Source organism: Kaistella yonginensis (assembly GCF_030409525.1).
Taxonomy (GTDB): domain Bacteria; phylum Bacteroidota; class Bacteroidia; order Flavobacteriales; family Weeksellaceae; genus Kaistella; species Kaistella yonginensis.
Genome location: NZ_JAUFQB010000011.1, coordinates 56,706 through 82,778 on the forward strand (window position 1 = coordinate 56,706; position 26,073 = coordinate 82,778).

Here is a 26,073-nt window from a genome sequence, read left to right on the forward strand (position 1 = left end):
ATGAAAAATTTCAGAATAAAAAATATTTCGATCGTGTTAGCCCTTTTTGGTGGTTCGCTGGTAATGACCTCTTGTATTGATGATTTAAGACAAGAACCTATCACCGAAGTTACCGCTGCAAGTCTTTACAAAGACTTCGGTAATTACAAAAATCTCTTAGCGAAGTTATATGGTGGCTTAGCTGTTGGTGGACAAACTGGTGGCGATGGAAATGGTGATATCGCCGATATTGATGGTGGATTCTCCAACTACATGCGCTTGCTTTACACCATGCAAGAAATTACAACCGATGAAGCCGTAATTGGTTGGAATGATGGTACCTTACCAGAATTTCATAAAATGACGTGGACACCGTCTAATGAATTTAACAATGCCATGTATTACAGATTGTATACTGAAGTTGCTTTCTGTAATGAGTTTATTAAAAACACAACAGATGAGATGTTAAGTTCAAACGGCATCTCAGGAGCGAATGCTGACGAAGCAAAAGTAATGCGCGCAGAAGCTAAATTTATTAGAGCCCAAGCGTATTACCATTTGTTAGATCTTTATGGTAATGTTCCTTTTGTAGATGAAACTACTTTTGGTACTTTACCAAAACAAATTGCGAGACCAGAACTTTTTAAATATGTAGAAGCAGAATTATTGGCTGCGGCAAATGATTTAAAAGCACCGAAAACAAATGAATACGGAAGAGTTGACAAAGCAGCAGCTTGGTCTCTTCTTTCAAGATTATATCTAAATGCGAAAGTCTACACCGGAGCAGAACGAAATGCAGATGTTATTGCGAATACTGAAAAGGTAATTAGCGCTGGATATACACTCAATTCTAAATATGAAAATTTATTCTTAGCAGATAACCACCTAAACAACCCAGAAAATATTTTTTCTATTGTTTATGATGGCTTGAAAACCCAAACCAATGGTGGTACAACCTTTATGGTTCACGCTGCAATCGGTGGTACCATGGATCCTGCAGCTTTTGGAGTGAATGGCGGTTGGGGTGGTCTTAGAACGACCAAAGCTTTCGTGCAAAAATTTGAAGCTAGCGATTTAAGAGGCCGTTTCTATACCAGTGGCCAATCTTTAGAAATCAATGATTTAGGGAACTTTAATGATGGATATGCTTTTATCAAGTATAAAAACATAAAAAGTACCGGAGCAGTTGGTGCACATGATAACTGGGTAGAAGCCGATATGCCAATCTACCGTTTAGCAGATATCTACTTAATGTATGCCGAGGCAGTCCTTAGAGGCGGTGGCGGTAGCATGACTACAGCAGTTGGATACATCAATGCGTTGAGAACCAGAGCAAATGCCTCTACCGTTTCATTTATTGATCTTAACTTTATCTTAGACGAAAGGTCTAGAGAATTGTCTTGGGAGAATACAAGAAGAACGGATCTAATTCGTTTTGGGAAATTCACTTCAGCTACTTATTTATGGCCTTGGAAAGGAAATGCAAAAGATGGTATTGCCGTGGGCGAGCACCGTAATTTGTTCCCAATCCCTAATAATGATTTGGTCGTAAACAAGAATCTGAAACAAAATCCTGGTTATTAATTATTAATAAAGAAACAATGAAAAATAATATATTTAAACATCTATTTTTGGCGGTTACCCTGATTTTAGGTTTGGCATCGTGCGAAGATCGCGATATCGTAACCATTGATAATCTAGCAGCGCCAATCGTGATGGATCTTTCTGCGAATAGTTTGGTCTTAGACAAAAACTTTCCAGGCAATCCTGCACTTACCGTAACATGGCAATCTGCAGCCTATTCTGTGCCAACAGAAATTACCTACCAAATTGAAATCGCTCAAGACAAAGATTTCACCACACCCTACAAATTGGCAACCGTTGGTGGCTCACAAAGAGCAACTGCTTTTACCATGTTGCAAATGAATGATGCAGCGGCAGGAATTGGTTTACCACCAAGTGTTGCCAGTAAAATGTATATGAGAGTGATTTCCTATTTAGGAGTTGGCGAATCATTGGCAGCAACGTCTAATGTGACTTCGTTGATGATTACTCCGTACGTTTTAACGTATCCTAGTTTTTACATCGTAGGTGCCGCTTCTTATGTGGGGTGGTCTCCAGACAAAGCACAACTTTTATATAAAAAAGATAACCTGTCTTATATCTACACCAATTTGCAAAGTGGCGAAAACTTTAGATTCCTGGGGCAATTGGCTTGGGATGGTAAAAACTATGCTTTGAATACGGATGGTACAAAACCAGAAAATCAGTATTTCAAACAATGGAGTGATGTTTTGGTTAAACCAGATGGCGATAATGAAAACATTAAATTCACGGGTGAAACTGGAGTGTATAAAATTACCATCAATGCTACGCTTGGTGTGCAAACCATCGAAGCAAAAAAATCACCCATTACAATGTATGATTTCCCTGAAATTTATCTTGTAGGAAATATCGCAGGCAACGGCTGGTCTCCAGAAAATGCCGTAGCAATGACCACCCTTGGTAATGGTGAATATGAATTTACTTCTTCACTTGCGGGTGATACCGAATTCAAAATTATAGGACAAAAATCTTGGGGTGACCTCGATTGGGGAAATATCTCTGCAGATGGAAATACCGGTTATGTTGGTCCTAAAGGAGATAACGGAAACATTAAATTTGCGGGTGATGGTGGTACGTACAAAATCACCGTGAACCTTAAAGCTGGAACTTATAAAATTGTAAAGTTATAATTTTTAAAGACCAAACTTTTTAATTTTTAATTAAAACAAAATGAAAAATATTTTAAAATTATTGATGGTATTTCTTTTGCCATTGCTTGTATTCAATGCGTGTAGAGACGACGCCGATCGAGACTGGACGACACCAGAGCCTTCTTTCAAACTCTACGATACTACATTGGGAGCCAACGTTCTTTATCCTACCATGGCCGCGAATCCATTTATTCTTAATTGGGACAATGCCGTAGGTGGCTCAGGAGCTTATTCAATTATGGTTTCTGCAACTCCAGATTTTCAAACGAAAGTAGAATTAGCGAAATCAGAAACTAACACGGTGAAAACAACAGTAGGTGCTTTGAATACGGCGATGCTTCAAGCAGGCTTAAATCCCTATTCCTCGCAAACTGCTTACTTAAGAATCGAAAGAGGGACTGAAGTGTCTAACACTATTTCTTTCGCAGTTACTGTTTATCCCGCAAATGGCCCTGTAATTACAAACCCAACTGCAGGTTCAAGCTTGGTTTTAGATGCGGCAAATCCAACCGTAACAGCAACCACAATCTCGTGGACTGACTACAGTTACGCTGGCGATGTGAACTATAATATAGAAATTGCAGCTTCAGGATCTTCTACTTTTTATTCCTTAGGAACAGTCAAGAATGTTAAAATGCTTGCAGTAACTAACGTAGCATTTGATCAGGCAGTTTTGAAAACAGGAGCAGTAGCAAATGTGGCCAGCAATATCGACCTTAAAGTAACTGCAACTTCCGAATCTGCGGGTGGTGTACTTGTGAAAACTTCTGATTTGGTGATGATAAAAGTAACCCCGTATCAGTTAGAATCGTTCTTGTACGCACCAGGTGCATACCAAGGGTGGAATCCACCAACAGCAGAAGCATTGCGTTCGGCTACCAGTAATGGAATTTACTTAGGGTATATTAATTTTACTGACCCAAATTCTGAATTTAAAATTACACCAGCCAGAACCTGGGACAACAGTTATGGTTCAACCGGTGGCAATAATATTACTTACAATGGCGGTGGTAATTTGGTGGCACCAAATACAGGTTACCAAAAATTAACCGTGGATACCAATGCACTTACCTACGCCTTAGAAGCCTACTCTTGGGGTGTAATTGGTAGTGCAAGTCCGGGCGGTTGGGCTGATGATACCGATATGGTTTGGAACAGTACAACCCAAGTATGGGAAATAAATATCACCCTTTCGGTGGGCGAAATTAAATTCCGATTAAACAATGGCTGGGACACCAACTTTGGTGATAATGGAAACAACGGAAGCTTAGAAGCTGGCGGTGCAAACATTCCAATTGATGAAGCTGGTAATTATAAAATTACGTTCGACGAAGAAAATCTCGTGTGGACTAAAACAAAATTATAATTCCAATTCTCTATTAATACTGAAACTGTTGCTTTTTAGCAACAGTTTTTTGTTTTTTACAGATAAATGTGAATGAAATAATTGTTTGGTACTCGCATTTTCTTTAAATTTATTGATTGTAAAAAATCATAATGAAATTGCGATTAACAAACTTTGCAACGATGCAATAATCAAGTTAGCCAATCCATATGAGCTTTGTAAAATTAATTATCAATCTATGAAAAATTTAAAAATATCCGCCCTTTTCCTTCTGATGGGAAGTTTCGTACTCAACGCTCAATCGCTTAAATCACCCGATGGAAAATTCGAAATGAACTTTCAATTAAAAGCAGGTATTCCTCACTACGACCTTAGATATCAAGGAAAACCAGTCGTCGAAAATTCTAAATTGGGTTTAAGACTTCTGCGCGATGGCAATATTCAGTTCGCGTCCGAAATTGAAAACAAAGATCAAAAGGGAAAAGATTTAGACAATGGTTTTACCAAAACAGCCGAAAAATATGATGCTAAAAACGAAAGCTGGGAGCCAATTATGGGCGAGAAGAAATCGTATCTCAATCATTATAACGAGTTGGCAGTTACTTTAAACCAAGAACAAAACGACCGATATATCATTATTAAGTTTCGTTTATTTAACGATGGTTTGGGTTTTCGATATGAATTTCCCGAGCAGAAAAATCTCAATTATTTCATTATTAAAGAAGAAGATACCGAAATTGATTTACCAACCGATATGAAAGCTTGGTGGATTGCCGGAGATTACGATTCTCAGGAATATCAAACCCAAACGACCAATCTTTCGCAAATTCCTGCAAAATGGCCCACTTCTTATGATGGAAATGCATCGCAAACTTTAATCAAAAATGCAGTGCAAACTCCGTTAATGTTAAAAAAAGAAGGAAAAGATCAATTGTATATTAATATTTCCGAAGCTGCTGTAATCAATTACCCTGCTTCTCATTTGGAGTTAGATGCAACGCATTTTAAATTTAAAACACACCTAACTCCCGATGCACAAGGAGCCAAAGGGTACATCCAAACTCCCGCAGTTTCTCCGTGGCGAACCATTATCGTTTCCCCAAAAGCGGAAGAAGTTTTGGCTTCAAAAATGATTTTTAACCTCAATGAACCTACGCGATATAAAGACACTTCTTACATCAAACCTACAAAATACATGGGCGTTTGGTGGGAAATGATTATCGGAAAATCACAATGGGCCTATTCTACCGCGAATAATGTTCACATCGGGAAAACAGATTTCACCAAATTAACGCCGAACGGAAAACATGCCGCCAACAATACCAAAGTAAAAGAATACATCGATTTCGCTTCTGCAAACGGTTTCGATGTCTTGCTCATCGAAGGTTGGAACACCGGCTGGGAAGATTGGTTCGGACACAGCAAAGAATTTGTATTCGATTTCATCACGCCGTATCCAGATTTTGATATTAAAATGCTGAACGATTATGCACATTCAAAAAATATGAAATTGATGATGCACCACGAAACTTCCGGTTCTGCTACGAATTACGAAAGATGGGCCGATGAAGCATTTAAATTGATGAACAAATATGATTATCCTTCCGTGAAAACAGGTTATGTTGGGAATATTATTCCACGCGGCGAACACCATTATTCCCAATGGACAATCAATCATTATTTAAGAATTGCCGAAAAAGCCAATAAATATAAAATTATGGTGAACTCTCACGAATCGGTTCGTCCGACAGGTTTAAGCAGAACGTATCCTAACTGGATCGCAGCCGAGGCTGCTCGTGGAACAGAATTCGAAGCATTCGGCGGAAACAATCCCGATCATCAAACCATTTTACCTTTTACCAGATTTATCGGTGGACCGATGGATTATACGCCGGGAATTTTCCAAACCAAACTCGATTATTATTTTCCAGGAGATACTAGATTTGTGAAAACCACCTTGGCAAAACAGTTGGCATTGTATGTTGTGATGTATTCCCCACTTCAAATGGCCGCTGATTTACCGGAAAATTACGCCAAACACATGGATGCTTTTCAATTCATCAAAGATGTTGCCCTGGATTGGGATGACACGGTAATTCTGGCTGCAGAACCTGGCGATTACATTCACACCGCACGTAAAACCAAAGGAAAAGACGAGTGGTTTGTCGGCGGAATCACCGATGAAAATGCCAGAAATTATACTGTAGATTTTTCTTTCTTACCTAAAGGTAAAAAATACGAAGCCACGATTTATGCTGATGGCGATGATGCCGATTATATCAACAATCCGCAGTCGTATAAAATTTACAAGAAAACCGTAACCAATAAATCCAAACTCCCTATGAAATTGGTGAGAAGTGGTGGCTACGCAATTTCTGTAACTGCTTTATAATAGGATCGAAAAGAAACAAAATGAAAGTAAATGCTTCGCAAAATTAGAATCCTTAATCAACAGAATGTTTTTCTATTTTTGCTTTTGTTGATGGTTATTTTGGGTAAAATTTTACCTTACCAAGAATCGTATCAGCAGGTTTTTAACTTGGATGCTTTTATCAATTGGGGAATTGTAGGAATCTTTTTTCTCTATGGTTTAAAACTGAATTTTAAAAGAGTCATCCAAGATATTTCCAACTGGCGCTTGCATCTTTTGGTGCAGGGTGCAACTTTCGTGTTGTTTCCTTTTTTTGTTTTTCTTTTTTACGGATTTGCAAGCAACACTCAATATTACGCAATTTGGCTTTCCGTTTTTTTTCTGGCGAGTTTACCTTCCACGGTTTCTTCTTCTGTGGTGATGGTGTCCATCGCCAAAGGAAATATTCCGTCGGCTATATTTAATGCCTCAATTTCTGGCTTGGTAGGAATTGTGATGACCCCTTTGTTGATGGGATTTTTTCTAAGACAAAGTGGGGAATCTACCTTAGATCAGTCAGAAATTGTCATGCAATTATTGCTAAAGGTTTTATTGCCCATAATTTTGGGATTATTGCTGCACCGTTTCTTTATAAAACTGGTCACCAAACACAGTAAACTCATCGCGCAATTTGATAAATTGATTATTTTGCTCATTGTATACGAAAGTTTTTCAGCGGCATTTGTACAGAATGCTTTTTCCACCGTGTCCCTACAAGTTTTCGTTGTATTGATTTTAAGCTTAATGGTGCTCTTTTTTCTAATCTATTTTATTTTAAAATTCGTTTCCAGAAAAATGAATTTTTCTCGTGAAGACACCATCACTGCTACTTTTTGTGGCTCAAAAAAATCACTTGTTCACGGCAGTTTATTTGTGTTAATATTAGGAATTCCGGCAGATCAAAAAGTTATTTTTCTTTTGCCCATTATGTTGTATCACAGTTTTCAACTTTTTTATGTGAGTTGGCTAGCGAATAAATTAGCAAAAACCGCATAAATGAAATTAAAAAATAAAATGATTTTTTTTAGAAGCTTTATCCCGTTTTGCACACTATCTTTCTTTCTCAACCTAAGTCCCGCTCCAAAGGAGACGGACTTGCAGCCGCAAAAAAAGGATGCCGTTGTAAACGTGGCTTGGGAGAAAGCACCATTGAAAATATAGATTTTTTGAAAATATTAAATGTAAAATCAGGAAAATTGGCGCTCGCTTCGCTCGCGCCACCCCATTAAAAATAGTAGAATGAAAAAATTACCGGTCTTATTTCTGTTGATTTCGATCATCAGTTTCGCTCAAATCCAAAAAGTAGAACCCGCTTTCTGGTGGAAAAATATGAAAAATCCCGACCTTCAAATCATGGTCTATGGAAATGATATTTCAAAATATGAAGTTGAAATTTCCGATCAAATTAAAATTATAGATTTAACCAAAACAGAAAACCCAAACTACGTTTTCATCACCATAAATACCGATGAGGTGAAGAATTCTTCGTTCAAAATCAATTTTAAAATTAATAAGAAAATAGTTGATTCTTATGCTTATGAACTCAAAAATAGAAATCCCAATTCTGCGAATAGAAATTCATTTTCGTCTAAAGATGTGATGTATTTAATTATGCCCGATCGTTTTGCAAACGGTGATATTTCCAATGATTCTCAACCCAATTTAATAGAAAAAGCAAACCGAAATTTACCCAGCGGAAGACACGGGGGCGATTTGCGTGGAATCATCAACAATTTAGATTATTTGCAAAACCTTGGCGTTACTGCACTTTGGCTCACACCGGCAAATGAGGATAATGAAAAACAAACTTCTTATCACGGTTATGCTCAAACCGATTTGTACAAAATCGACGGAAGATATGGAACCAACGACGAATATGTAGAACTTTCTCGTGAACTCCAAAAACGTGGAATGATGCTTATACAGGATTATGTCACCAATCATTGGGGAATATCCCATTGGCTGATTCAAGATTTGCCGACCAAAGATTGGATTCATCAATTTCCAGATGGTGAAGCAAAATATGGTTTCAAAAGATCCAATTACAGAACAACTTCCCAGTTCGACACCAATGTTTCTGAAGTGGATAAAAAGGAAGCCTTAAACGGTTGGTTCGATACTACGATGCCCGATCTTAATCAAAGCAATCCTTTGGTTTTAAAATATCTTACACAAAATGCAATTTGGTGGATCGAATATGCAGAACTCGGTGGTTTGCGCGTAGATACGTATCCGTACAATGATAAAATTGCGATGGCAAAATGGGCAAAAGCGATTACTGATGAATATCCGAAGTTCAATATTGTCGGTGAAGCTTGGATGTACAATCCGGCTCATATTTCTTATTGGCAAAAAAATTCTAAGATTGGAGCGATTGATCATTACAATTCTAATCTTCCTTCTGTGATGGATTTTACGCTGTTTACCGATTTACCAAATGCGCTAAAAGAAGAGGAAAGTTGGGATAAAGGAATGATCAAAATTTACAATTCCTTTGGCAATGATTTTCTTTATCCAGACATCAATAATATTTTGGTTTTTTTCGAAAACCACGATACAGAAAGGTTTAATGAGATTTTCAAAGGAGATGTTCGGTATTACAAAATGGCATTAACCTTAATTTCAACCGTTCGTGGGATTCCACAAATTTACTACGGCTCCGAAATCGGGATGCAGGGAAACAAACCAGAAGGCGGAGATGCCGATATTCGCAGAGATTTTCCTGGAGGTTGGAAAGGTGATAAACAAAATGCGTTTAATCCCAAAACACAAACTTCCGAACAGAAAGAATTTTACGATTTTACGCAGAAATTACTGAATTGGCGAAAAGGGAAAGAGGTTATTCATTCTGGAAAAACCAAACATTATATGCCGAAAGAAAAGGTTTATGTTTATTTCAGGTATAATGGCAATGAAAAAATAATGGTCGTCATTAATAATAATGAAAAAGAACAAACCTTTGATTTAAGTCGGTTTACAGAAGCTTTAAATGGCGTTTCAAAAGGGAAAGACGTTATTTCGGGAAAAGATTTTTCTATTTCTAATGAAAATAAAATCACGATTTCTGAAAAATCTTCGTTAATTTTAGAACTTGAATAATTTAATTTTTAAACATGAAAAAAAATATTATTTTTGCTTTTCTTACCTTGATTTTTTTCTGTTCGAACTCTCTTTATTCTCAAAAGAAAGGATTTTATGAAAATGTACAGAAAAAGCACGTTTCCAAAGTTTTAGATGATCTAAATACTTTCGCCGCAACTGCCGATTTCAAAAATTATTTCGCCCTTTACGCAGAAGAATCTACTTTCGTAGGAACCGATGCCAATGAAGTTTGGAATAAAAAAGAATTCATGGATTACGCAAAACCTCATTTCGACAAAGGAAAAGCGTGGAGTTTCACTTCATTAAAAAGAAATATCACTTTCAGTTCCGATGGAAAATACGCCTGGTTCGATGAACTGCTCGAAACGCAAATGAAACTTTGTCGGGGTAGTGGCGTTCTAGAAAAAATAGGAAACCAATGGAAAATCAGACAATATGTGCTTTCGATGACCATTCCCAATGACAACAGCAACGAAGTCATCAAAATAAAATCACCGATTGAGGACGCAATAATTTTAAATTTAAAGAAGAAATAATCAGTTTTTTAGTACTCAAATACTCAAATACTCAAACACTTAAAATAGATGGCTCAAAAAATAAAACCTAATCTTTCCCTCGCTCAAATTATCAACATGAGTATGGGATTTCTCGGTATTCAAATGGCGTTCGGTTTGCAGAACGGAAATGCAAGTAGAATTTTACAGAATTTGGGTGCCGATGTGCATGAATTATCTTGGTTCTGGCTTGTTGCTCCAATCACTGGGTTAATCGTACAACCGATTATCGGTCATATGGGCGACAATACCTGGAGTCCTTTGGGCCGAAGAAAACCCTACTTCCTTATCGGTGCGGTTCTTTGCGCTATCGGTTTGGTTCTTCTTCCAAATGCTGCTTCCATAACGCACTTAATTGCTGCCAATGTTTTATTATTAGCAGTTATTTTCTTAGCGATGATGGATGCCTCCATAAATGTTGCCATGGAACCTTTTCGAGCCTTGGTTGGGGATATGTTGCCGAAGAAGCAGGCGACTATTGGTTTTTCAGTACAAACAATTCTCATTGGAATTGGTGCGGTGATTGGTTCGAATATGCCGAGTTGGCTCACGAAATTGGGCATTTCTAATGTAGCTCCAGAAGGCTATGTAGCAGATAATGTAATTTATTCTTTCTATGTTGGTGCAGCAGTTTTGGTAATTTCAATTCTATATACAATGATTACCACAAGAGAATATTCGCCCAGTGAGTTTGCAGAGTTTGAAAACGAAAAAGACGTGGTTATTGAGCCTTCTAAGTTTACTGATATGTTCAAGGATTTTGCAAAAATTCCTGCTTTAATGAAAAAACTTGGGATGGTACAGTTCTTTTCTTGGTTTGCTTTATTTACGATGTGGGTATTCACTACGAGTGCTTTAGCTACGCATCATTTCGGACTTTCTCCAGAAGACACCAAATCATTAAAATTCAATGAAGCCGGGGATTTAACAGGCTATTTATTTGGACTTTATAATTTATTTGCTATCCCATTTGCTTTTCTTCTAACACCAATTGCCAAATCGATTGGAAAAAAGCAAACCCATGCTTTAGCCTTGTTTTGTGGGGGTTTAGGGTTGATTTCTATGTACTTTATTAAAGATATTGAAATGTTATGGATATCGATGGTCGGCTTAGGATTTGCCTGGGCCAGTATTTTGGCGATGCCATATGCGATGCTAATTGATGCAATTCCTCAAAGAAAAATGGGTGTTTACATGGGAATTTTTAATTTCTTCATCGTTATGCCACAAATTGTGAATGGTGTTTTTGGAGGACCAATTGTGAAAAATTTGTTTGGAAATATGGCGATTGATTATGTCGTCGTTGGTGGGGCCTGTATGTTAATCGCTTCTTTAATCACTATGTTTTTGATTAAGAATCAAGAAGGTGAAACACCTCAAGAATTACAACAAGATATTAAGCAAGTTCATTTTTGAAATGACCTTTTTCTTAAATTTTATCCGCCCTCGTTGGCGGATTTTTTGTTAGTAAATACAATCTTCTCTGGCAGAAAGTAGGTGGGTGTTTCTTATCTTAAATCAATGGAAGTTTCACCCGTTGTTGGTATTTTTGTAAAGTTATTAATGAGATAGCAAACTAAATTAAATCCCAAAAATATGAAAACAGTTTATCACAAATCAGATTCTAGAGGTTACGCCGATCACGGTTGGTTAAAATCCCACCATACCTTTAGTTTTGCAAATTATTACAACCCAGAGCGGATGAACTTCGGAGTTCTTAGAGTACTGAATGATGACCAGGTCTCTTCAGGAATGGGCTTCGGAACGCATCCACACCGAAATATGGAAATTGTATCAATTCCCTTAGCTGGCGATTTAGAACATAAAGATTCTATGGGAACCGTAGCGGTGATTAAAAAAGGAGAAATACAGGTCATGAGTGCGGGCACGGGTGTACAGCATAGTGAGTACAACAAGAATAAAGATGAACTCGTCAAGTTTTTGCAAATTTGGATTATTCCTAATAAAATGGATGTAGAACCCCGGTATGATCAAATCAGTATCAAAGAAGGCGAAAAATTAAACGATTTTCAACAAATTCTTTCTCCAAAAGCCGATGATGAAGGGGTTTGGATTCACCAAAATGCCTGGTTTAATATGGCCAAATTCGATCAAGGAAATTCGAAAGAATACCAATTAAATGATCCCAAAAACGGGGTATATGTCTTTGTTTTGAAAGGTTCTGCAAAAGTAGGTGATCAAACCTTAGAGACCAGAGATGGTTTTGGGATTTGGGAAACTGATAAATTTACGCTGGAAGCACTAGAAGATTCAGAAATATTACTGATGGAAGTTCCTATGGATTTGCCGCAGTAAAAATAAAATCAAGAAAGTAAAAAAAAACGGGTCGAAATCCGTTTTTTTTTATTGTATAGAATCTATCTTCTCAGAAGATTCCAAACTTTTTTGCCACCAAAAATAATAGCTATCATCATCAATCCTGCAATCATCCCATACAAAAATTGTTTTGCCATGTCTGGAACACCGGGCAATAAATGATGAACCTGGTCAATATTATGATCGAAAATACCACCTGAAACTAAAATCAAAGCGATAGTCCCGATCACTCCCAGTGATTTGATGACGATGGGTAAAGCCTTCACCAAGGTCTTTCCAACCGCATTTAAAAATCCTTTATGATTGGAATGTTTAATTAAACGATGCCCCGCATCATCCATCCTCACGATCAATGCCACGATCCCATAAACCCCGATCGTTGCAAGGATTGCCACCACGGAAACCGTTAAGATTTGAATGGTTAAAGATCTATCTAAAACCGAACCTAACGCAATAATTACAATTTCAATCGATAATATAAAATCGGTCATCACGGCTGATTTTACTTTTGTTTTTTCTTCATCTTCACCATCTTTAATTTCTGCGACAACTTCTTTGCTTTTTTTCTGTCGGTGAAAGAGGTATTCGATGATTTTTTCTACCCCCTCAAATGCTAAATATAGTCCTCCCAAAACCAGAATTACTTTAATCGCGGGCGGAAAAAGAAATTGCAATAAAAAAGCAATCGGCACAATAATTAATTTATTAATAAAGGAACCTTTCATAATAGCCAACAGCACAGGAACTTCGCGAGATGCTAGAAAACCGGTCGCTTTTTCAGCATTTACCGCTAAGTCATCACCCAGAATACCAGCAGTTTGTTTGGTTGCTACCTTTGATGCCAAAGCCACATCATCCATTAAAGCGGCGATATCATCTAGTATTGCAAAAATGCCTGAAGCCATAAGTTTATATTTTTTAAGTGGTACAAAAGTAAATATTTAAGTTTTAATTTTAGCGTTTCTTTTTTTAATCAAATTTTATGAAGAAGCATTTTCTAATTTCATTTTTAAATCCTATTTTCGCAGAACAAAATTTTTTAAAGTGAAAACGCTGAAATTACATGCACCACAAAAAAAGTTCCAAAACTTTGGAAATGTAATCGACGCTGAAAAATAAAGAAAAAGCCGACGGTCAGAATGATTGTCGGCTTTTTTGTTTTTAGTAATTAATTTTTTTAAGAATCATAATTTTAAAGAAACAAAAATGAGCAATACTTATAAATCCGCCGGAGTTGATAAAGAAGAAGGTTATAAAACCGTCGATAAAATAAAAGCTGCCGTGGCAGAAACTCATAATTCAAATGTTTTAAATAATCTAGGTAGTTTCGGTGCTTTTTATGAAATTGCGGGTTATAAAAATCCTGTTTTGGTTAGTGGAACCGATGGGGTAGGTACGAAGCTTAAAGTCGCTTTAGATGCCAAAAAGTACGATTCTATTGGCGTAGATTGTTTTGCAATGTGCGCTAATGATATCATTTGTCACGGTGCGAAACCCTTATTTTTCCTCGATTATTTAGCATGTGGAAAATTAGATTCCGAAATCGCAGCAGAAATTGTGATGGGAATGGTAAAAGCGTGCAAAGACAATAATTGTGCGCTTATTGGCGGTGAAACCGCAGAAATGCCCGGAATGTACAAACCTGGTGATTATGATGTAGCCGGTTTCTGCGTCGGCATTGTAGAGAAAGATCAAATCATTGATGGGTCGAAAATTAAGCCGGGCTGTAAAATTATTGCCTTGTCAAGTTCAGGTTTTCACTCGAATGGTTTTTCATTGGTGAGAAAAATTTTCACTGATTTTAATGAAGAGTTTGAAGGAAAACCATTATACGAAACGCTGCTTGTTCCAACAAGATTGTATTATCAACCGATCCACCAGATTTTAGAAGAAGTGGCTTTGTGTGGAATTGCGCATATTACAGGCGGTGGAATTATCGAAAATATTCCGAGAATTATTCCAGAAAATCTTTGTGCATCGATTGATGTAACTAAAATTAAAATCCCTTCTGTAATGTTGGAACTGGAAAAACGCGGAAATATTGACCGTATGGAAATGTATGGAACATTTAATATGGGAATCGGAATGGTGGTTGTTATTGATGAGGAACACGCTGAAAAAGTATTAAATCTTATTCCAGATACCTACGAAATTGGAGTGATCACCGAAGGTGCAGAGAAAATACAATTAATCTAACAATTAATCGAGGTACCAGTTTACAAACAAATAGACGTTGAATTGTTACATTTTCAAATTGTTACCTTAAAAAGAAAATGAAGAATATTGTCGTTTTAGTTTCCGGTGGTGGAACCAATTTACAACGAATTATTGACTGCATTCGCGATGGAGCAATACCCAATGCTTTAATTTCGTTGGTGGTTGCAGACAGAGACTGTTATGGATTGGAGCGGGCGAAAAATCATCAGCTACCGACGCAAATGATTTCAAAAGGGTCAACTTTTTCAACTGATTTAAAACAAATTCTTCCTGAAAATACAGATTTAATAGTTCTTGCCGGTTTTTTATCGATTTTAAATAAAGAATTCTGTGACTCTTTTACCGGAAAAATCATCAATATTCATCCTTCTTTACTGCCAAAATTTGGTGGAAAAGGAATGTGGGGTCAGCACATACATGAAGCTGTTTTGGCTGCGGGAGAAAGAGAAACTGGGGTCACTGTTCATTACGTAACTTCGAGAATTGACGAAGGTAAAATAATTCTTCAAAAGTCGTTTGAAATTTCTCCTGATGAAACCCTGCAAAGTTTGGCGGAAAAAATCCATACGATAGAATTTGAAATTCTTCCTAAAGCGATTAATGAAGTTTTGGGAATTCCCCTCTAGTAAGAGGGGTGTCCGAAGGACGGGGTGTGTACTTATTGTTATGGAAAAAAGAACATTAACTTATATTGACGGAGTTGAAATCTTTCGAAGAAAGATAGAAGTGCTTCCCAAAAATAAGGAACTTTTAAGCAGATCAAGAAGTTTAAGAAAAGGTTATGTATTGTCTGAAGTACTATTTTGGAAACAGGTTCGAAATAATGAGTTTCATAGAATTGATTTTGACAGACAAAGAATTATTGGAAATTACATTGTCGATTTTTACATTAAATCTTTGGGGGTTGTTGTAGAAATAGATGGTTTAAGTAATGATAATAAAGAAGAATATGATGAAAGAAGACAACAGTTTTTAGAGTCGTTAAATTTGATGGTTTATAGAATTCCTGATTCTAGAGTTAAGAATGATTTAAAAAATGTTATGAAAGAACTGGAAGATTTTATTATTAAACATTTTTCATAAGTAAATAAATCTAACACCCCGCCTTCGGCACCCCTCTTTCAAAAAGAGGGGAAGCACAAAAGAAATTGAAGTAAATCTAATTAAAAGTAAAAAGAAAGAAAATGTTAAAAAAAAGAGCGCTTATTTCCGTTTCCGATAAATCTGGTCTCGTAGATTTTGCAAAGTTTTTAGAAGCCAACAGTTATGAACTCATTTCCACGGGTGGCACATTTAAACATTTAAAAGAATCTGGTTTAAGTCCTATTCAAATTGATGCAGTCACCGATTTCCCCGAAATGTTGGATGGCCGGGTCAAAACATTGCACCCAAAAGTTCACGGAGGATTACTTGCGGTGCGGTCGAATGAACAACATATGAACACGGTAAAGGAACACGAAATTGGTTTAATTGACTTGGTTATTGTGAATTTGTATCCTTTTTTTGCACATGCAAATACCGATATTTCTTTAGAAGATAAAGTAGAATTTATTGATATTGGTGGTCCTTCGATGTTGCGTTCGGGAGCTAAGAATTTTCAATCTGTTGCGGTAATTACCAATGTGGAGGATTATGCTTTGGTTCAAAATGAAATCGAAGAATTGGGCAATACCACTTTAGAAACACGTAAAAAATTAGCTGGCAAAGTATTTAATCTTACCTCCGCTTACGATGCAGCAATTGCACAAATGCTCATAGAATATGATTATCCACACTATTTAAATGCTTCGTATCAAAAAGTTTCTGATCTTAGATATGGTGAAAATCCACATCAAACTGCGGCGTATTATACTTCCACAACAGGAAACGGTGCGATGAAAGATTTTGAAATTTTGGGTGGCAAAGAATTGTCATTTAATAATCTTCGTGATATGGATTTATGTTGGAAGGTGGTCAATGAATTCAAAGATGAAATGGCTTGCTGCGCGGTAAAACATTCTACCCCGTGTGGAGTTGCCATCGGAACAACGGCTGTAGAAACGTATAAAAAAACATTTGAATGTGATCCTGTATCCATTTTCGGCGGAATTATCGGCATGAACTTTAAAGTAGATTTAGCCACGGCTGAAGAACTCAACAAAACGTTTTTAGAAATTGTCATGGCTCCGGATTTTGATGATGATGCTGTAGAATTTTTAAAAAAGAAAAAAAACCTCCGCATTATTAAAATTAAAAACCCTGTTTCCGACCAGCAAACATGGGTAAAAATCGATGGCGGTATGTTGGTTCAGGATAATGACAATCAATTTTCTGATGATATCAAAACCGTAACGGTATTTAAACCGAATGCCGAGCAGGAAAAAGCTTTACTATTTGCACAAAGGGTGGTAAAATATGTAAAATCAAATGCAATTGTCGTAAGCAATGGCTTCCAGGCCTTAGGAATTGGCGGCGGTCAGGTGAATAGAATTTGGGCAACCGAACATGCCGTAGAACGCGCAAAAGAAAAATTTCAGGGAGATTTGGTTTTAGCTTCTGATGCATTTTTCCCTTTCCGTGATGTTGTAGATTTCTGTGCGAAAGAAGGCATCAAAGCCATTATACAGCCTGGTGGCAGCCTGCGTGATGAAGAAAGCATTGAGGCGGCCAATGAGCACGGAATTCCGATGATGTTTTCAGGAATGAGACACTTTTTGCATTGATTTTGCTCAGGTAAATTTAGCAGGATTTTTATCCGACTCCATTTGAAATGTATTTTCAATTGAGTATTTTTGTAAAACGCAAACAAACAAATAAATATGAAATCGCTCAATTGAACAAGCGATGGCATGGAACATAAAAAATAAGTAAATCACTACAAATGAAAATATTAATCGTAGGAAACGGTGCCAGAGAATCTGCAATCGCCCTGAAATTAAACAGCGACAAAAGAATTTCTAAAATGTATTTCGCCAAAGGAAATGCAACCACAGAAGTGCTGGGACAAAACATTTATGAAGACAGTATTGAAGGATTACGCGATTTCGTCATCAAAGAAAGAATAGACTTGACCATCGTAGGTCCAGAAGCTCCTTTGGTAGCAGGGATTGTAGATGAATTTAAGAAATATAACCTCAAGATTTTTGGACCAAGAAAAAGAACCGCAGAATTGGAAGGTAGCAAAGCCTTTTCGAAAAAATTCATGCAAACGCATAATATCAAAACTGCAAAAGCAGTGGTTTTTGAGGCGTATCAGGAGGCCATTGATTATGTAAGAACGCAGGAATTTCCTTTGGTGATAAAGGCCAGTGGCTTAGCCGGTGGAAAAGGAGTGGTCATTGCCGATGATTTGGCAGAAGCAGAAACTACCATTCACCAATTTATGATCGACCGAATTTTTGGAGATGCCGGAATTCAACTCGTGATTGAAGAATACTTGAGCGGATTTGAAGCCTCCATTATCGCTTTTTCTAACGGTGAAAAATTGTTCCCGTGTATCCCCGTAAAAGATTATAAAAAAGCCGGAAATGGCGATACAGGACCAAATACTGGCGGAATGGGTACCGCTGCACCAAGCCCAGAATTTACAGAAGCGCACCAAAAAGATTTCGAAGAAAACATTTTGAAACCGACCTTAGAAGGACTTCACTCCTCGAATATTCGTTTCAAAGGATTTATATTTTTTGGACTGATGGTTACGAATGATGGCACCTATCTGCTGGAATATAACATGAGGCTCGGCGATCCAGAAACGCAAGTAATTATGGCGTTGTTAGAAAATAATCTGTATGATGTCATCATGGATTGTTTGGAAGGTAATGAAATTGAGCTCAAATTCAGCGACCAAAAAGCGGTTTGCTTGGTGATGTGTTCTGGTGGCTATCCGCGTCAGATCGAAACAGGTTTTGAAATCAGAAATATCGATAAAGTAAAAGACAGTCAGGTCTTATTTGCAGGTGCCAAAATGAAAGGCAATCAGATTTTTACCACTGGCGGCCGGGTACTTAGCTTGGTTGCCACGGGCGACACCTTCGAAGAGGCTCGCGAAAAAGTGTACCAAGGAGCAGATGTGATTCATTACGATTACGAATATTACAGAGACGATATCGCGAAGTTTTAACTCTTAAGGCGTGGTTTTTCCACGTCTTTTTCCCTTTTTTTTAGAAGCTTTTTCCTGCTCTCCGTTACAATTCCTCATTTCGGCGCTCTCCGCCAAGGCGGCTCGCACCTCATTCCGGGATTTTCACTGCGATCAGGGCTAGGGATCAGGCATAAAAGAAAAATTTGTCTACCAAAGAAATGTTGTGAAAGAGTAAAGAGCTACGTAAAAAGTACCCCTTCAATATTAATAAAACCCAGCACCTAACACCTAAACCAAAAAATGCAAAACGGAATCATCATCCTCGACTTTGGATCACAATACAATCAACTTATCGGACGAAGAATTCGAGAAATGGGCGTGTATTCAGAAGTCCTTCCCTTCAATACGCCTTTAGCAGAGATTTTAGAACGGGCACCCTCCGGAATTATCCTTTCCGGTGGACCAAGCTCTGTGAATGCAGAACATGCACACCTGGTAGAAAAAGAACTATTTAACCAAAAAATTCCCGTGCTAGGTATTTGCTACGGAATGCAGTTAACCACTCATTTATTGGGCGGTAAAGTAAAAAAAGGAGCCAAAGGCGAATATGGCAAAGCAAAACTTGAAATCCAAAAATCAAATCAATTACTTGCCGGTGTAAGTCGTTTCTCTACCGTTTGGATGAGCCATTTTGATGAGGTAGAAACCCTGCCGGAAGGTTTTGCCATTAATGCAATGACCGATGTGATTTCCGCGATTTCTAATGAAGCCAAGAAAATCTATTGCGTACAATTTCATCCTGAGGTTTCCCATACCGACGAGGGCTCACGCATGATGGAGAACTTTGTATTCAATGTTTGTAACGCACCCAAAAACTGGAAACTCACCAATTATATCGATGAAACCATTGCAGATATCAAAGAAAAAGTGGGCGCTCAAAAAGTAATCCTCGGTCTTTCCGGTGGGGTAGATTCCTCCGTAGCAGCCGTTTTAATTCACAAAGCTATTGGCGATCAGCTGCAATGTATTTTTGTAGACACCGGACTTTTAAGAAAAGACGAAGGTAAAAAAGTCATGGAAAATTACGGCGAACATTTCAATTTAAAAATTAAAATGATCAATGCTTCCGAAAGATTCTTATCTAAGTTGGCAGGGGTTTCTGATCCCGAAGAAAAAAGAAAAGCAATTGGGAATGAATTTGTAGCTGTGTTTGATGAAGAATCTCATAAAATCGAGGGAGCCAAATTTTTAGCCCAAGGAACCATTTACCCTGATGTGATCGAAAGTCAATCGGTAAAAGGGCCTTCTTCGGTTATCAAATCCCACCATAATGTGGGCGGACTTCCCGAAGAAATGGATTTCGAATTGCTTGAGCCTTTGCGCGAACTCTTCAAAGATGAGGTTCGTAAAGTTGGAGAGGAACTCGGTATTCCTCATCATTTGGTTCACCGCCATCCGTTCCCAGGGCCAGGATTAGGTATCCGAATTTTGGGTGCAGTCGATGAAGAGAAAATCAGAATTTTACAAGAAGCAGATGATATATTTATCGAAGAATTGTACAAAAATGATTTGTATGATAAGGTTTCGCAAGCATTTGTTGTTTTACTTCCGGTGAAGTCTGTAGGCGTAATGGGCGATGAAAGAACCTACGAATACACTGCTGTGGTTCGGTCAGCCAATACCACCGATTTTATGACCGCTACTTGGAGCAGACTGCCTTACGAATTTCTAGATACGATCTCAAACAGAATCATCAATGAAGTTCGTGGAATAAACCGTGTGACTTATGATATTTCTAGCAAACCACCGGCGACGATCGAGTGGGAGTAAAAAATTAATACTGATTATTTGTAGTTTCTGCAATTAGAAAATAGGATCAATTTTAAGAATAGAGACTTCAATCCTTTTTTTGATTTTTTTAAAGGAAGTGGTTTTTTAAAGACCGAATAATCTAAATCCTCATCAACATCATCAAAATATTGCAGAGCCTTCAATGCAAGTAAAGAACTGCTTCTTGAATAAGAGAGAAAGTTTTTGGCTCAATTAGTAAAGAATCTTTATTAAAAATCAAAATAATCTGATTTTATAAATAAGAAAGCGAATTTTTTATCTTCAACTTTCAATTGTTTAAACCAGTTGAGGGTTTCCTTTACGGGAAATTATAGTGGGGTGGTTCGTAATTTTTTAAATTATTTAGCTCCGCCTTCGCTCTTTTCGACATTTGTTTTCGTGTTGTCTTTTACTTTCTGATTTCCAAAACGCTTCACCAAACTAAAGGCAACGCCATACCAATCAAATGCCGAGACATTTCGAAAACTTCCAATCGGTGCGTAAGTGGTGCGATCCGAGGATGGTTTTACGAATATATTATTAATTCGTACGGTTGCTTCCATTTGTAAAGGTTCGAAAATTTTGGTTACCGAAAAAGTATGGAAAACATTGGCCTTATTGCCAACTGAGTTCCCACTGTCCTGACTATAATATCCTACCCAAGCATTTAAATTGATGTTTTTACTAAGCAGATTGGTGTAAGATATATTTGAAGAACCGCCGATATTGCTGATGTAGTTTTTAGCTTGGAGGTTATTGCGGGTATTGAAATCACTATTGTCGGTATAATTTCCGCTTACATTTAGATTAATACTGAGCTTATTTTTAAAGAAAGATTGGTTCGTATTGAAGTTTAAGGAATATCGTTCAACCCGGCCATCAAAATTGGTCGGTTCACTGATGGTTTTTCCATCTTCTACAACGTAGGAAGTCCAGTAGTCATGGTTGCTGAAATAATAGTTGGCGGAAATAAAATACTTTTTTCGTATTCCAAACTTCAATGAAACGCGATCGCTGGGATTTGCTTGTAAGTCCATATTGCCGCGGTAGTACGTTCCATCATCACTTGGCAGAAGAAAAGGATTAAACTCTGAGTAATAAGGCCGCCAAATATTGTGGTTGTAAGTCGCACTCAAATCAAATTTATCCGAAAATGAATATTTTAAAAGCAAATCTGGTAAAAGAGTATTGTAGTTTTTAGACATTTCTACATCGCCAACATCTTGTTTTATCGTGTAAGAAAGATTCTCGAAGCGTAGTCCAATTCGGGTTTCTAGTTTCTTGAAAAACGTTTTTGAAAAATTGGCATATAACGAATTTAGCTGATCGGTGTACTGAAAATTATTGCTTCGTGAGGCATCCGGAACTAATACGCCCGAGGTTAATAGGAAATAATCAGACGGAATACTATTATTTGTAAAATTCATTTTTCCACCAAATTCCAACTGGCTCCCATCGGTGCCTATCGGTTGCGAGTAATCAAGTTTCAAATAATATTCTCTTTCCTGCGTTTTTCCCAAAATCCTGCCTCCAACCGGAATTGCAGTCGTATTAAAATGTGTTACAAAATTATTTTCATTATCAGAACCGCTGTAATTGACCCCCGCATTGAGATCTACAATTCTGTTTTTTTCTTTATCATAATATTTATAAAACAGGTTACTGCCCATGTTTTCATACTTTCCATTCGTATCCTGTTTTCTAATAAATGACTTTTCAAATTCATCCCCAATAAAATCTCGACCCTTGACCTCAGATTCTTGGTTCTGTTTAGAAGTAGCATATTCTATGATTAGTCCGATCGTGTTTTTATCAGAAAGCTCAAACTCAGAAGTTGATGAGACAGACGGGCTTCGATAGCGGCTGGTGTTTTCGGAATATATAAAACTGCGCGCTTGAGTAGCATAATAAAAATTTTCTTGATCATTTGAATATACGTTCGTATTGTCACGATAACTACCCGTAAGATTTTGTGTAAAATTGTTTTTGTGATAATTTAAATTAGAATTTACGTACTGCGAATTTTTACTGCTTTGATTATTGTTAAAGGTTGCACTTCCTTTAACACCCTCATTTTCATTTTTCTTTAAAACAATATTAATGACTTGCCCGCTTGTTTCATATTTCGCAGATGGACTTGTTATGACCTCAATTTTCATCAGGTTTTCTGCCGGAATAGTTTGTAGATACTCCTTTAATTCTTTGCCAGTAAACACCGATTTCCGATCATTTACGTAGACTGTAACACTTTCGCCTTCTGCTTTAATTACATCATTATTATCAATACTGACCAAAGGCGTCATTCGCAACACTTCCCAGGTGGTATTTCCTGCCAAAATTGAACTGTTGGCGACATTGAATACCGTGCGGTCTGCTTTGCTTTCCACTGTGGGTTTTCTTGCAATTACCGTAACTTCTTCGATGTCTTTTTGCTTAATAGTATCTTGTTTCGATTGTGCCGTAAAAATTGCTGAGCAAAAAAGAGTAGAGATATAGAGTATAGATTTCATTCAATAGTTTATATTTTTATAGACAACCCGCAGTAGAGTTTTGTTACACGGCTTTTATTTTATTTAATAAGTTAGTGTGCGGAAAAATCTAAATGTTACTTAAATGAGAATGTATATTTATTTAATTACTCCACTTTTATCCCCTTATTACTTAAGCGGAATTTTGAATAAGGCGTTTTTATTTTTAAAGTATCTGGATATTGATAATGCTGAACTTGGTTTTTATTAAAGTTAAACTCCATTTTGAAAGGAATTTTTTCATAAGAATTGCCGAGTAAAACAGCGATAGAATCTCCCTTCCAATAGGCTTCTTCCACCCAGTATGAAGGTCCAAAAAATGCAATTTGTTGGGCTTCTTTCTTTTTTAAGTCGACTAAAACGACCTGCTGATCAGGCTCAAAACCCGCACTACCATCGGGCAGTAAAGTCCATTGATAACTGTCGAAATCAAGGTATTGCGTCTTACTTTCATTAAAAATGAGAAAAGGTTTGTAGATCTCATTGAACCCTTTTTTATTAAGAACAATAACAGGTGTCTGCTGATAATTAATGCGATTTGATTCGGTAAATCGAAAGGACTTATTTTTAAAATTAGGGTTTTCTTTTTGGTAGTATTGAAACCAAGAATAGGAATCTACAGGATCTTTACGTTCTGAAACCGCAGTATTATTCGTTTTTTTTATTTCCACGGCAGCCGTTGAAACTATTTTTGTCTTTTGCTCACAGGAGAAAAAGAACAGTATAACGGGAAGAAAATAATATTTCATCCTTCCAAAATACAAAATATTCTAATCCTGTCAAAAAAACTATCTTTGCAAAATGGAAAAAATGACTTTTGCCGATTTCGATCTCCCAGAAAAAATTCTTGATGTTCTTGCTGATTCTAATTTATTTGAACCCACACCGATTCAACACAAAACACTCAGTCCCATTCTTTCAGGACGAGATGTGATGGGAATAGCCCAAACAGGAACCGGAAAAACATTGGCCTACTTGCTGCCCGTTCTTAAAACATGGAAATACAATAAAAGTGGAAACCCTACCGTGCTCATTCTTGTTCCTACCCGCGAATTGGTGGTACAGGTTGCAGGAATTGTAGAGAATTTAACACAAAATATTACCGCGAGAGTGATCGGTATTTATGGTGGAAAAAATATAAAAACCCAGAAATTATTATTTGCAAACGGCTGCGATATCTTGGTGGGAACACCGGGAAGAGTAATGGACTTGGCAATTGATAACGCGATTTCATTAAAAGAAGTTCAGAAATTAATCATCGATGAGTTTGATGAAATGCTGAATTTGGGTTTTAAAGCACAGCTCACACATATTTTTCAAATGATGAAAGAGAAAAGACAAAATATTCTTTTTTCTGCAACCATGACCGAAGCGGTTGATGCCTTATTGTTCGAGTATTTTGCAAATCCAGTGGAAATTTCCTTAGCAAAATCGGGAACTCCTCTTGAAAAAATTGAACAAATTGGTTATAAGGTAGAAAACTTTAATACGAAAATAAACCTCCTTGAAAACCTATTAAAAACAGATGCAGACTTTTCTAAAGTTCTTATTTTCTGTAATAATAAAAAACACGCAGATTTACTTTATACTAAAATTGAAGAACTTTTCCCTGATCAGTTTGATGTTATTCACTCCAATAAATCGCAGAACTATCGTTTGAATGCGATGCGAAGTTTTGAAAAAAAGGAAGTTCGCGGTTTGATTACCACCGATATTATGGCGCGTGGATTAGATATTTCAGATATTACCCATGTTATTAATTTTGAAATACCAGAAGTTCCAGAACAGTATATTCACCGAATCGGTAGAACAGGTCGTGCTGATAAAAATGGTATTGCCGTTTCTTTTGTATCTAAAAATGAAGAAAGCCAGTTGTTGGATATCGAAATTTTAATGGACAAATCCGTAATCATCAAAGAATTCCCAGCAGAAGTTAAAATTAATCCCGTAAAAATAGCCTCAGAAAAAGACGAGGTCGTGATGAAAAATGCACACACGGTTAAACTTGAAGAGGGCGGTGGCGCGTTTCATGAGAAGAAAGATAAAAATAAAAAAGAAAACTGGGGCGGTCCACATGCGAGAAAAATTCCTAAAAAAATTGGCGCGAATCGTGCGCAGGAAAAAGCAAAATCAAAAGCAAAAAGAAAAAAATAATTCTTTCGGTTCTCAACTCAGCAATTTGGCTTTAAAATAGCGTGCATTCATTTCTGCAATATTACTGATGGAGATTTCTGCGGGACATTCTACTTCACAAGCTCCCGTAAAAGTACAACTCCCGAATTGCTCCAAATCCATTTGAAAGATCATATCTAAAGTTCGCCGGTGCTCTTCTGGTTTGCCTTGTGGCAATTTATTCAGGTGATTAATTTTTGCTGAGGTAAACAAAGCAGCTGAAGCATTTTTACACGTAGCCACACAAGCTCCACATCCAATACATGCAGCAGCATCCATGGCGCTGTCGGAAATATCTTTTGGGACTAGTATAGCGTTGGCCTCTGCGGCAGTTCCAGTTTTTGCAGTGATATAACCGCCTTGCTCGATGATCCGATCAAATGCAGAGCGGTCAACAACCAAATCTTTCACCACCGGAAAAGCACCTGCTCTAAAGGGTTCTACCACAATAGTATCACCTTCTTTAAAACTGCGCATGTGAAGCTGGCAAGTAGTGGTATTGTCATGGGGCCCATGCGCCCTGCCATTAATAAAAACTCCACATTGACCGCATATTCCTTCTCTACAATCATGGTCAAAGGCGATTACTTTTTCATTTTTTAGAACGAGTGTTTCGTTTAAATGATCCAAAGCTTCTAAAAAAGACATTTCTTCACTTAGGCCTTCGCTCTCATAAGTTCGTAGCGCACCTGTTGAGTCGTGGTTCTCTTGTCTCCAAATTTTAAATGTTACTTTCATCGATATTTTATTTTTAGATGAGAAAGTTTTAGGATACGATTTATC

Annotated in this window: 20 protein-coding genes; 16 read left to right on the forward strand and 4 right to left on the reverse strand. The window is 37.2% G+C overall.

Translation table 11 applies throughout. From position 1 onward, the window contains the following. The 9 genes from QWY78_RS04705 (at position 1) to QWY78_RS04745 (ending at position 12,462) form a co-directional block, all read left to right on the forward strand. Entirely contained in the window at positions 1-1,563 is a 1,563-nt protein-coding gene (locus QWY78_RS04705; RefSeq protein WP_290217099.1) for a RagB/SusD family nutrient uptake outer membrane protein, read from the forward strand. A 17-nt stretch (positions 1,564-1,580) separates the two neighbouring features. Continuing rightward, on the forward strand, positions 1,581-2,714 hold the full coding sequence (locus tag QWY78_RS04710; protein WP_290217101.1) for a SusE domain-containing protein: 1,134 nt from the start codon (positions 1,581-1,583) through the stop codon (positions 2,712-2,714). A gap of 40 nt (positions 2,715-2,754) precedes the next feature. Further along, complete coding sequence (locus QWY78_RS04715; protein WP_290217103.1) at positions 2,755-4,101, forward strand: SusE domain-containing protein; 1,347 nt, start codon at positions 2,755-2,757, stop codon at positions 4,099-4,101. Between the two features lie 217 nt (positions 4,102-4,318). Beyond that, complete coding sequence (locus QWY78_RS04720; RefSeq protein ID WP_290217106.1) at positions 4,319-6,472, forward strand: glycoside hydrolase family 97 protein; 2,154 nt, start codon at positions 4,319-4,321, stop codon at positions 6,470-6,472. Between the two features lie 30 nt (positions 6,473-6,502). Then, the gene (locus QWY78_RS04725) at positions 6,503-7,486 is read left to right on the forward strand and encodes a bile acid:sodium symporter (protein ID WP_290217108.1); all 984 of its coding nucleotides are present in this window, start codon (positions 6,503-6,505) and stop codon (positions 7,484-7,486) included. Positions 7,487-7,729: 243 nt separating this feature from the next. Beyond that, positions 7,730-9,589: a glycoside hydrolase family 13 protein gene (locus QWY78_RS04730; RefSeq protein WP_290217110.1), complete on the forward strand. Its 1,860-nt coding sequence runs from the start codon at positions 7,730-7,732 to the stop codon at positions 9,587-9,589. A gap of 14 nt (positions 9,590-9,603) precedes the next feature. Then, positions 9,604-10,128 (forward strand): nuclear transport factor 2 family protein, encoded by a 525-nt coding sequence (locus QWY78_RS04735; RefSeq protein ID WP_290217112.1) that lies wholly within the window; start codon positions 9,604-9,606, stop codon positions 10,126-10,128. A gap of 48 nt (positions 10,129-10,176) precedes the next feature. Beyond that, positions 10,177-11,562, forward strand: coding sequence for an MFS transporter (locus QWY78_RS04740; protein ID WP_290217113.1), 1,386 nt, complete (start codon positions 10,177-10,179; stop codon positions 11,560-11,562). Between the two features lie 180 nt (positions 11,563-11,742). Further along, positions 11,743-12,462, forward strand: a complete 720-nt coding sequence (locus QWY78_RS04745) for a pirin family protein (RefSeq protein WP_290217115.1) — start codon at positions 11,743-11,745, stop codon at positions 12,460-12,462. Positions 12,463-12,524: 62 nt separating this feature from the next. On the opposite strand, the gene QWY78_RS04750 is transcribed toward QWY78_RS04745, so the two are convergent. Beyond that, positions 12,525-13,388 carry a DUF808 family protein gene (locus QWY78_RS04750; RefSeq protein ID WP_290217117.1) on the reverse strand — a complete coding sequence of 288 codons (864 nt, stop codon included), beginning with the start codon at positions 13,386-13,388 and terminating at the stop codon, positions 12,525-12,527. A 301-nt stretch (positions 13,389-13,689) separates the two neighbouring features. On the opposite strand from QWY78_RS04750, the gene purM reads away from it, so the two are divergent. From purM to guaA, 6 genes are all read left to right on the forward strand, one after another. Further along, entirely contained in the window at positions 13,690-14,679 is a 990-nt protein-coding gene (purM, locus tag QWY78_RS04755; RefSeq protein ID WP_290217118.1) for a phosphoribosylformylglycinamidine cyclo-ligase, read from the forward strand. Between the two features lie 77 nt (positions 14,680-14,756). Beyond that, a complete protein-coding gene (gene purN / locus QWY78_RS04760) occupies positions 14,757-15,326 on the forward strand; it encodes a phosphoribosylglycinamide formyltransferase (protein WP_290217120.1) in 570 nt (189 codons plus the stop codon). A gap of 40 nt (positions 15,327-15,366) precedes the next feature. Next, on the forward strand, positions 15,367-15,783 hold the full coding sequence (locus tag QWY78_RS04765; RefSeq protein ID WP_290217122.1) for an endonuclease domain-containing protein: 417 nt from the start codon (positions 15,367-15,369) through the stop codon (positions 15,781-15,783). Positions 15,784-15,884: 101 nt separating this feature from the next. After that, complete coding sequence (gene purH, locus QWY78_RS04770; RefSeq protein WP_290217125.1) at positions 15,885-17,402, forward strand: bifunctional phosphoribosylaminoimidazolecarboxamide formyltransferase/IMP cyclohydrolase; 1,518 nt, start codon at positions 15,885-15,887, stop codon at positions 17,400-17,402. A gap of 158 nt (positions 17,403-17,560) precedes the next feature. Beyond that, positions 17,561-18,799, forward strand: a complete 1,239-nt coding sequence (gene purD / locus QWY78_RS04775) for a phosphoribosylamine--glycine ligase (protein WP_290217127.1) — start codon at positions 17,561-17,563, stop codon at positions 18,797-18,799. A 261-nt stretch (positions 18,800-19,060) separates the two neighbouring features. Further along, positions 19,061-20,590 carry a glutamine-hydrolyzing GMP synthase gene (gene guaA, locus QWY78_RS04780; RefSeq protein ID WP_290217129.1) on the forward strand — a complete coding sequence of 510 codons (1,530 nt, stop codon included), beginning with the start codon at positions 19,061-19,063 and terminating at the stop codon, positions 20,588-20,590. Between the two features lie 359 nt (positions 20,591-20,949). On the opposite strand, the gene QWY78_RS04785 is transcribed toward guaA, so the two are convergent. Both QWY78_RS04785 and QWY78_RS04790 read right to left on the reverse strand, forming a co-directional pair. Beyond that, entirely contained in the window at positions 20,950-23,100 is a 2,151-nt protein-coding gene (locus QWY78_RS04785; protein ID WP_290217131.1) for an outer membrane beta-barrel family protein, read from the reverse strand. A gap of 125 nt (positions 23,101-23,225) precedes the next feature. After that, positions 23,226-23,789: a hypothetical protein gene (locus QWY78_RS04790; RefSeq protein WP_290217133.1), complete on the reverse strand. Its 564-nt coding sequence runs from the start codon at positions 23,787-23,789 to the stop codon at positions 23,226-23,228. 130 nt (positions 23,790-23,919) lie between these two features. Here QWY78_RS04790 and QWY78_RS04795 point away from each other — a divergent pair, with 130 nt between their 5' ends. After that, positions 23,920-25,272 (forward strand): DEAD/DEAH box helicase, encoded by a 1,353-nt coding sequence (locus QWY78_RS04795; protein ID WP_290217135.1) that lies wholly within the window; start codon positions 23,920-23,922, stop codon positions 25,270-25,272. 12 nt (positions 25,273-25,284) lie between these two features. Here QWY78_RS04795 and QWY78_RS04800 read toward each other — a convergent pair whose 3' ends face one another. Next, entirely contained in the window at positions 25,285-26,028 is a 744-nt protein-coding gene (locus QWY78_RS04800; protein ID WP_290217137.1) for a succinate dehydrogenase/fumarate reductase iron-sulfur subunit, read from the reverse strand. Between the last annotated feature and the right edge of the window lie 45 nt (positions 26,029-26,073).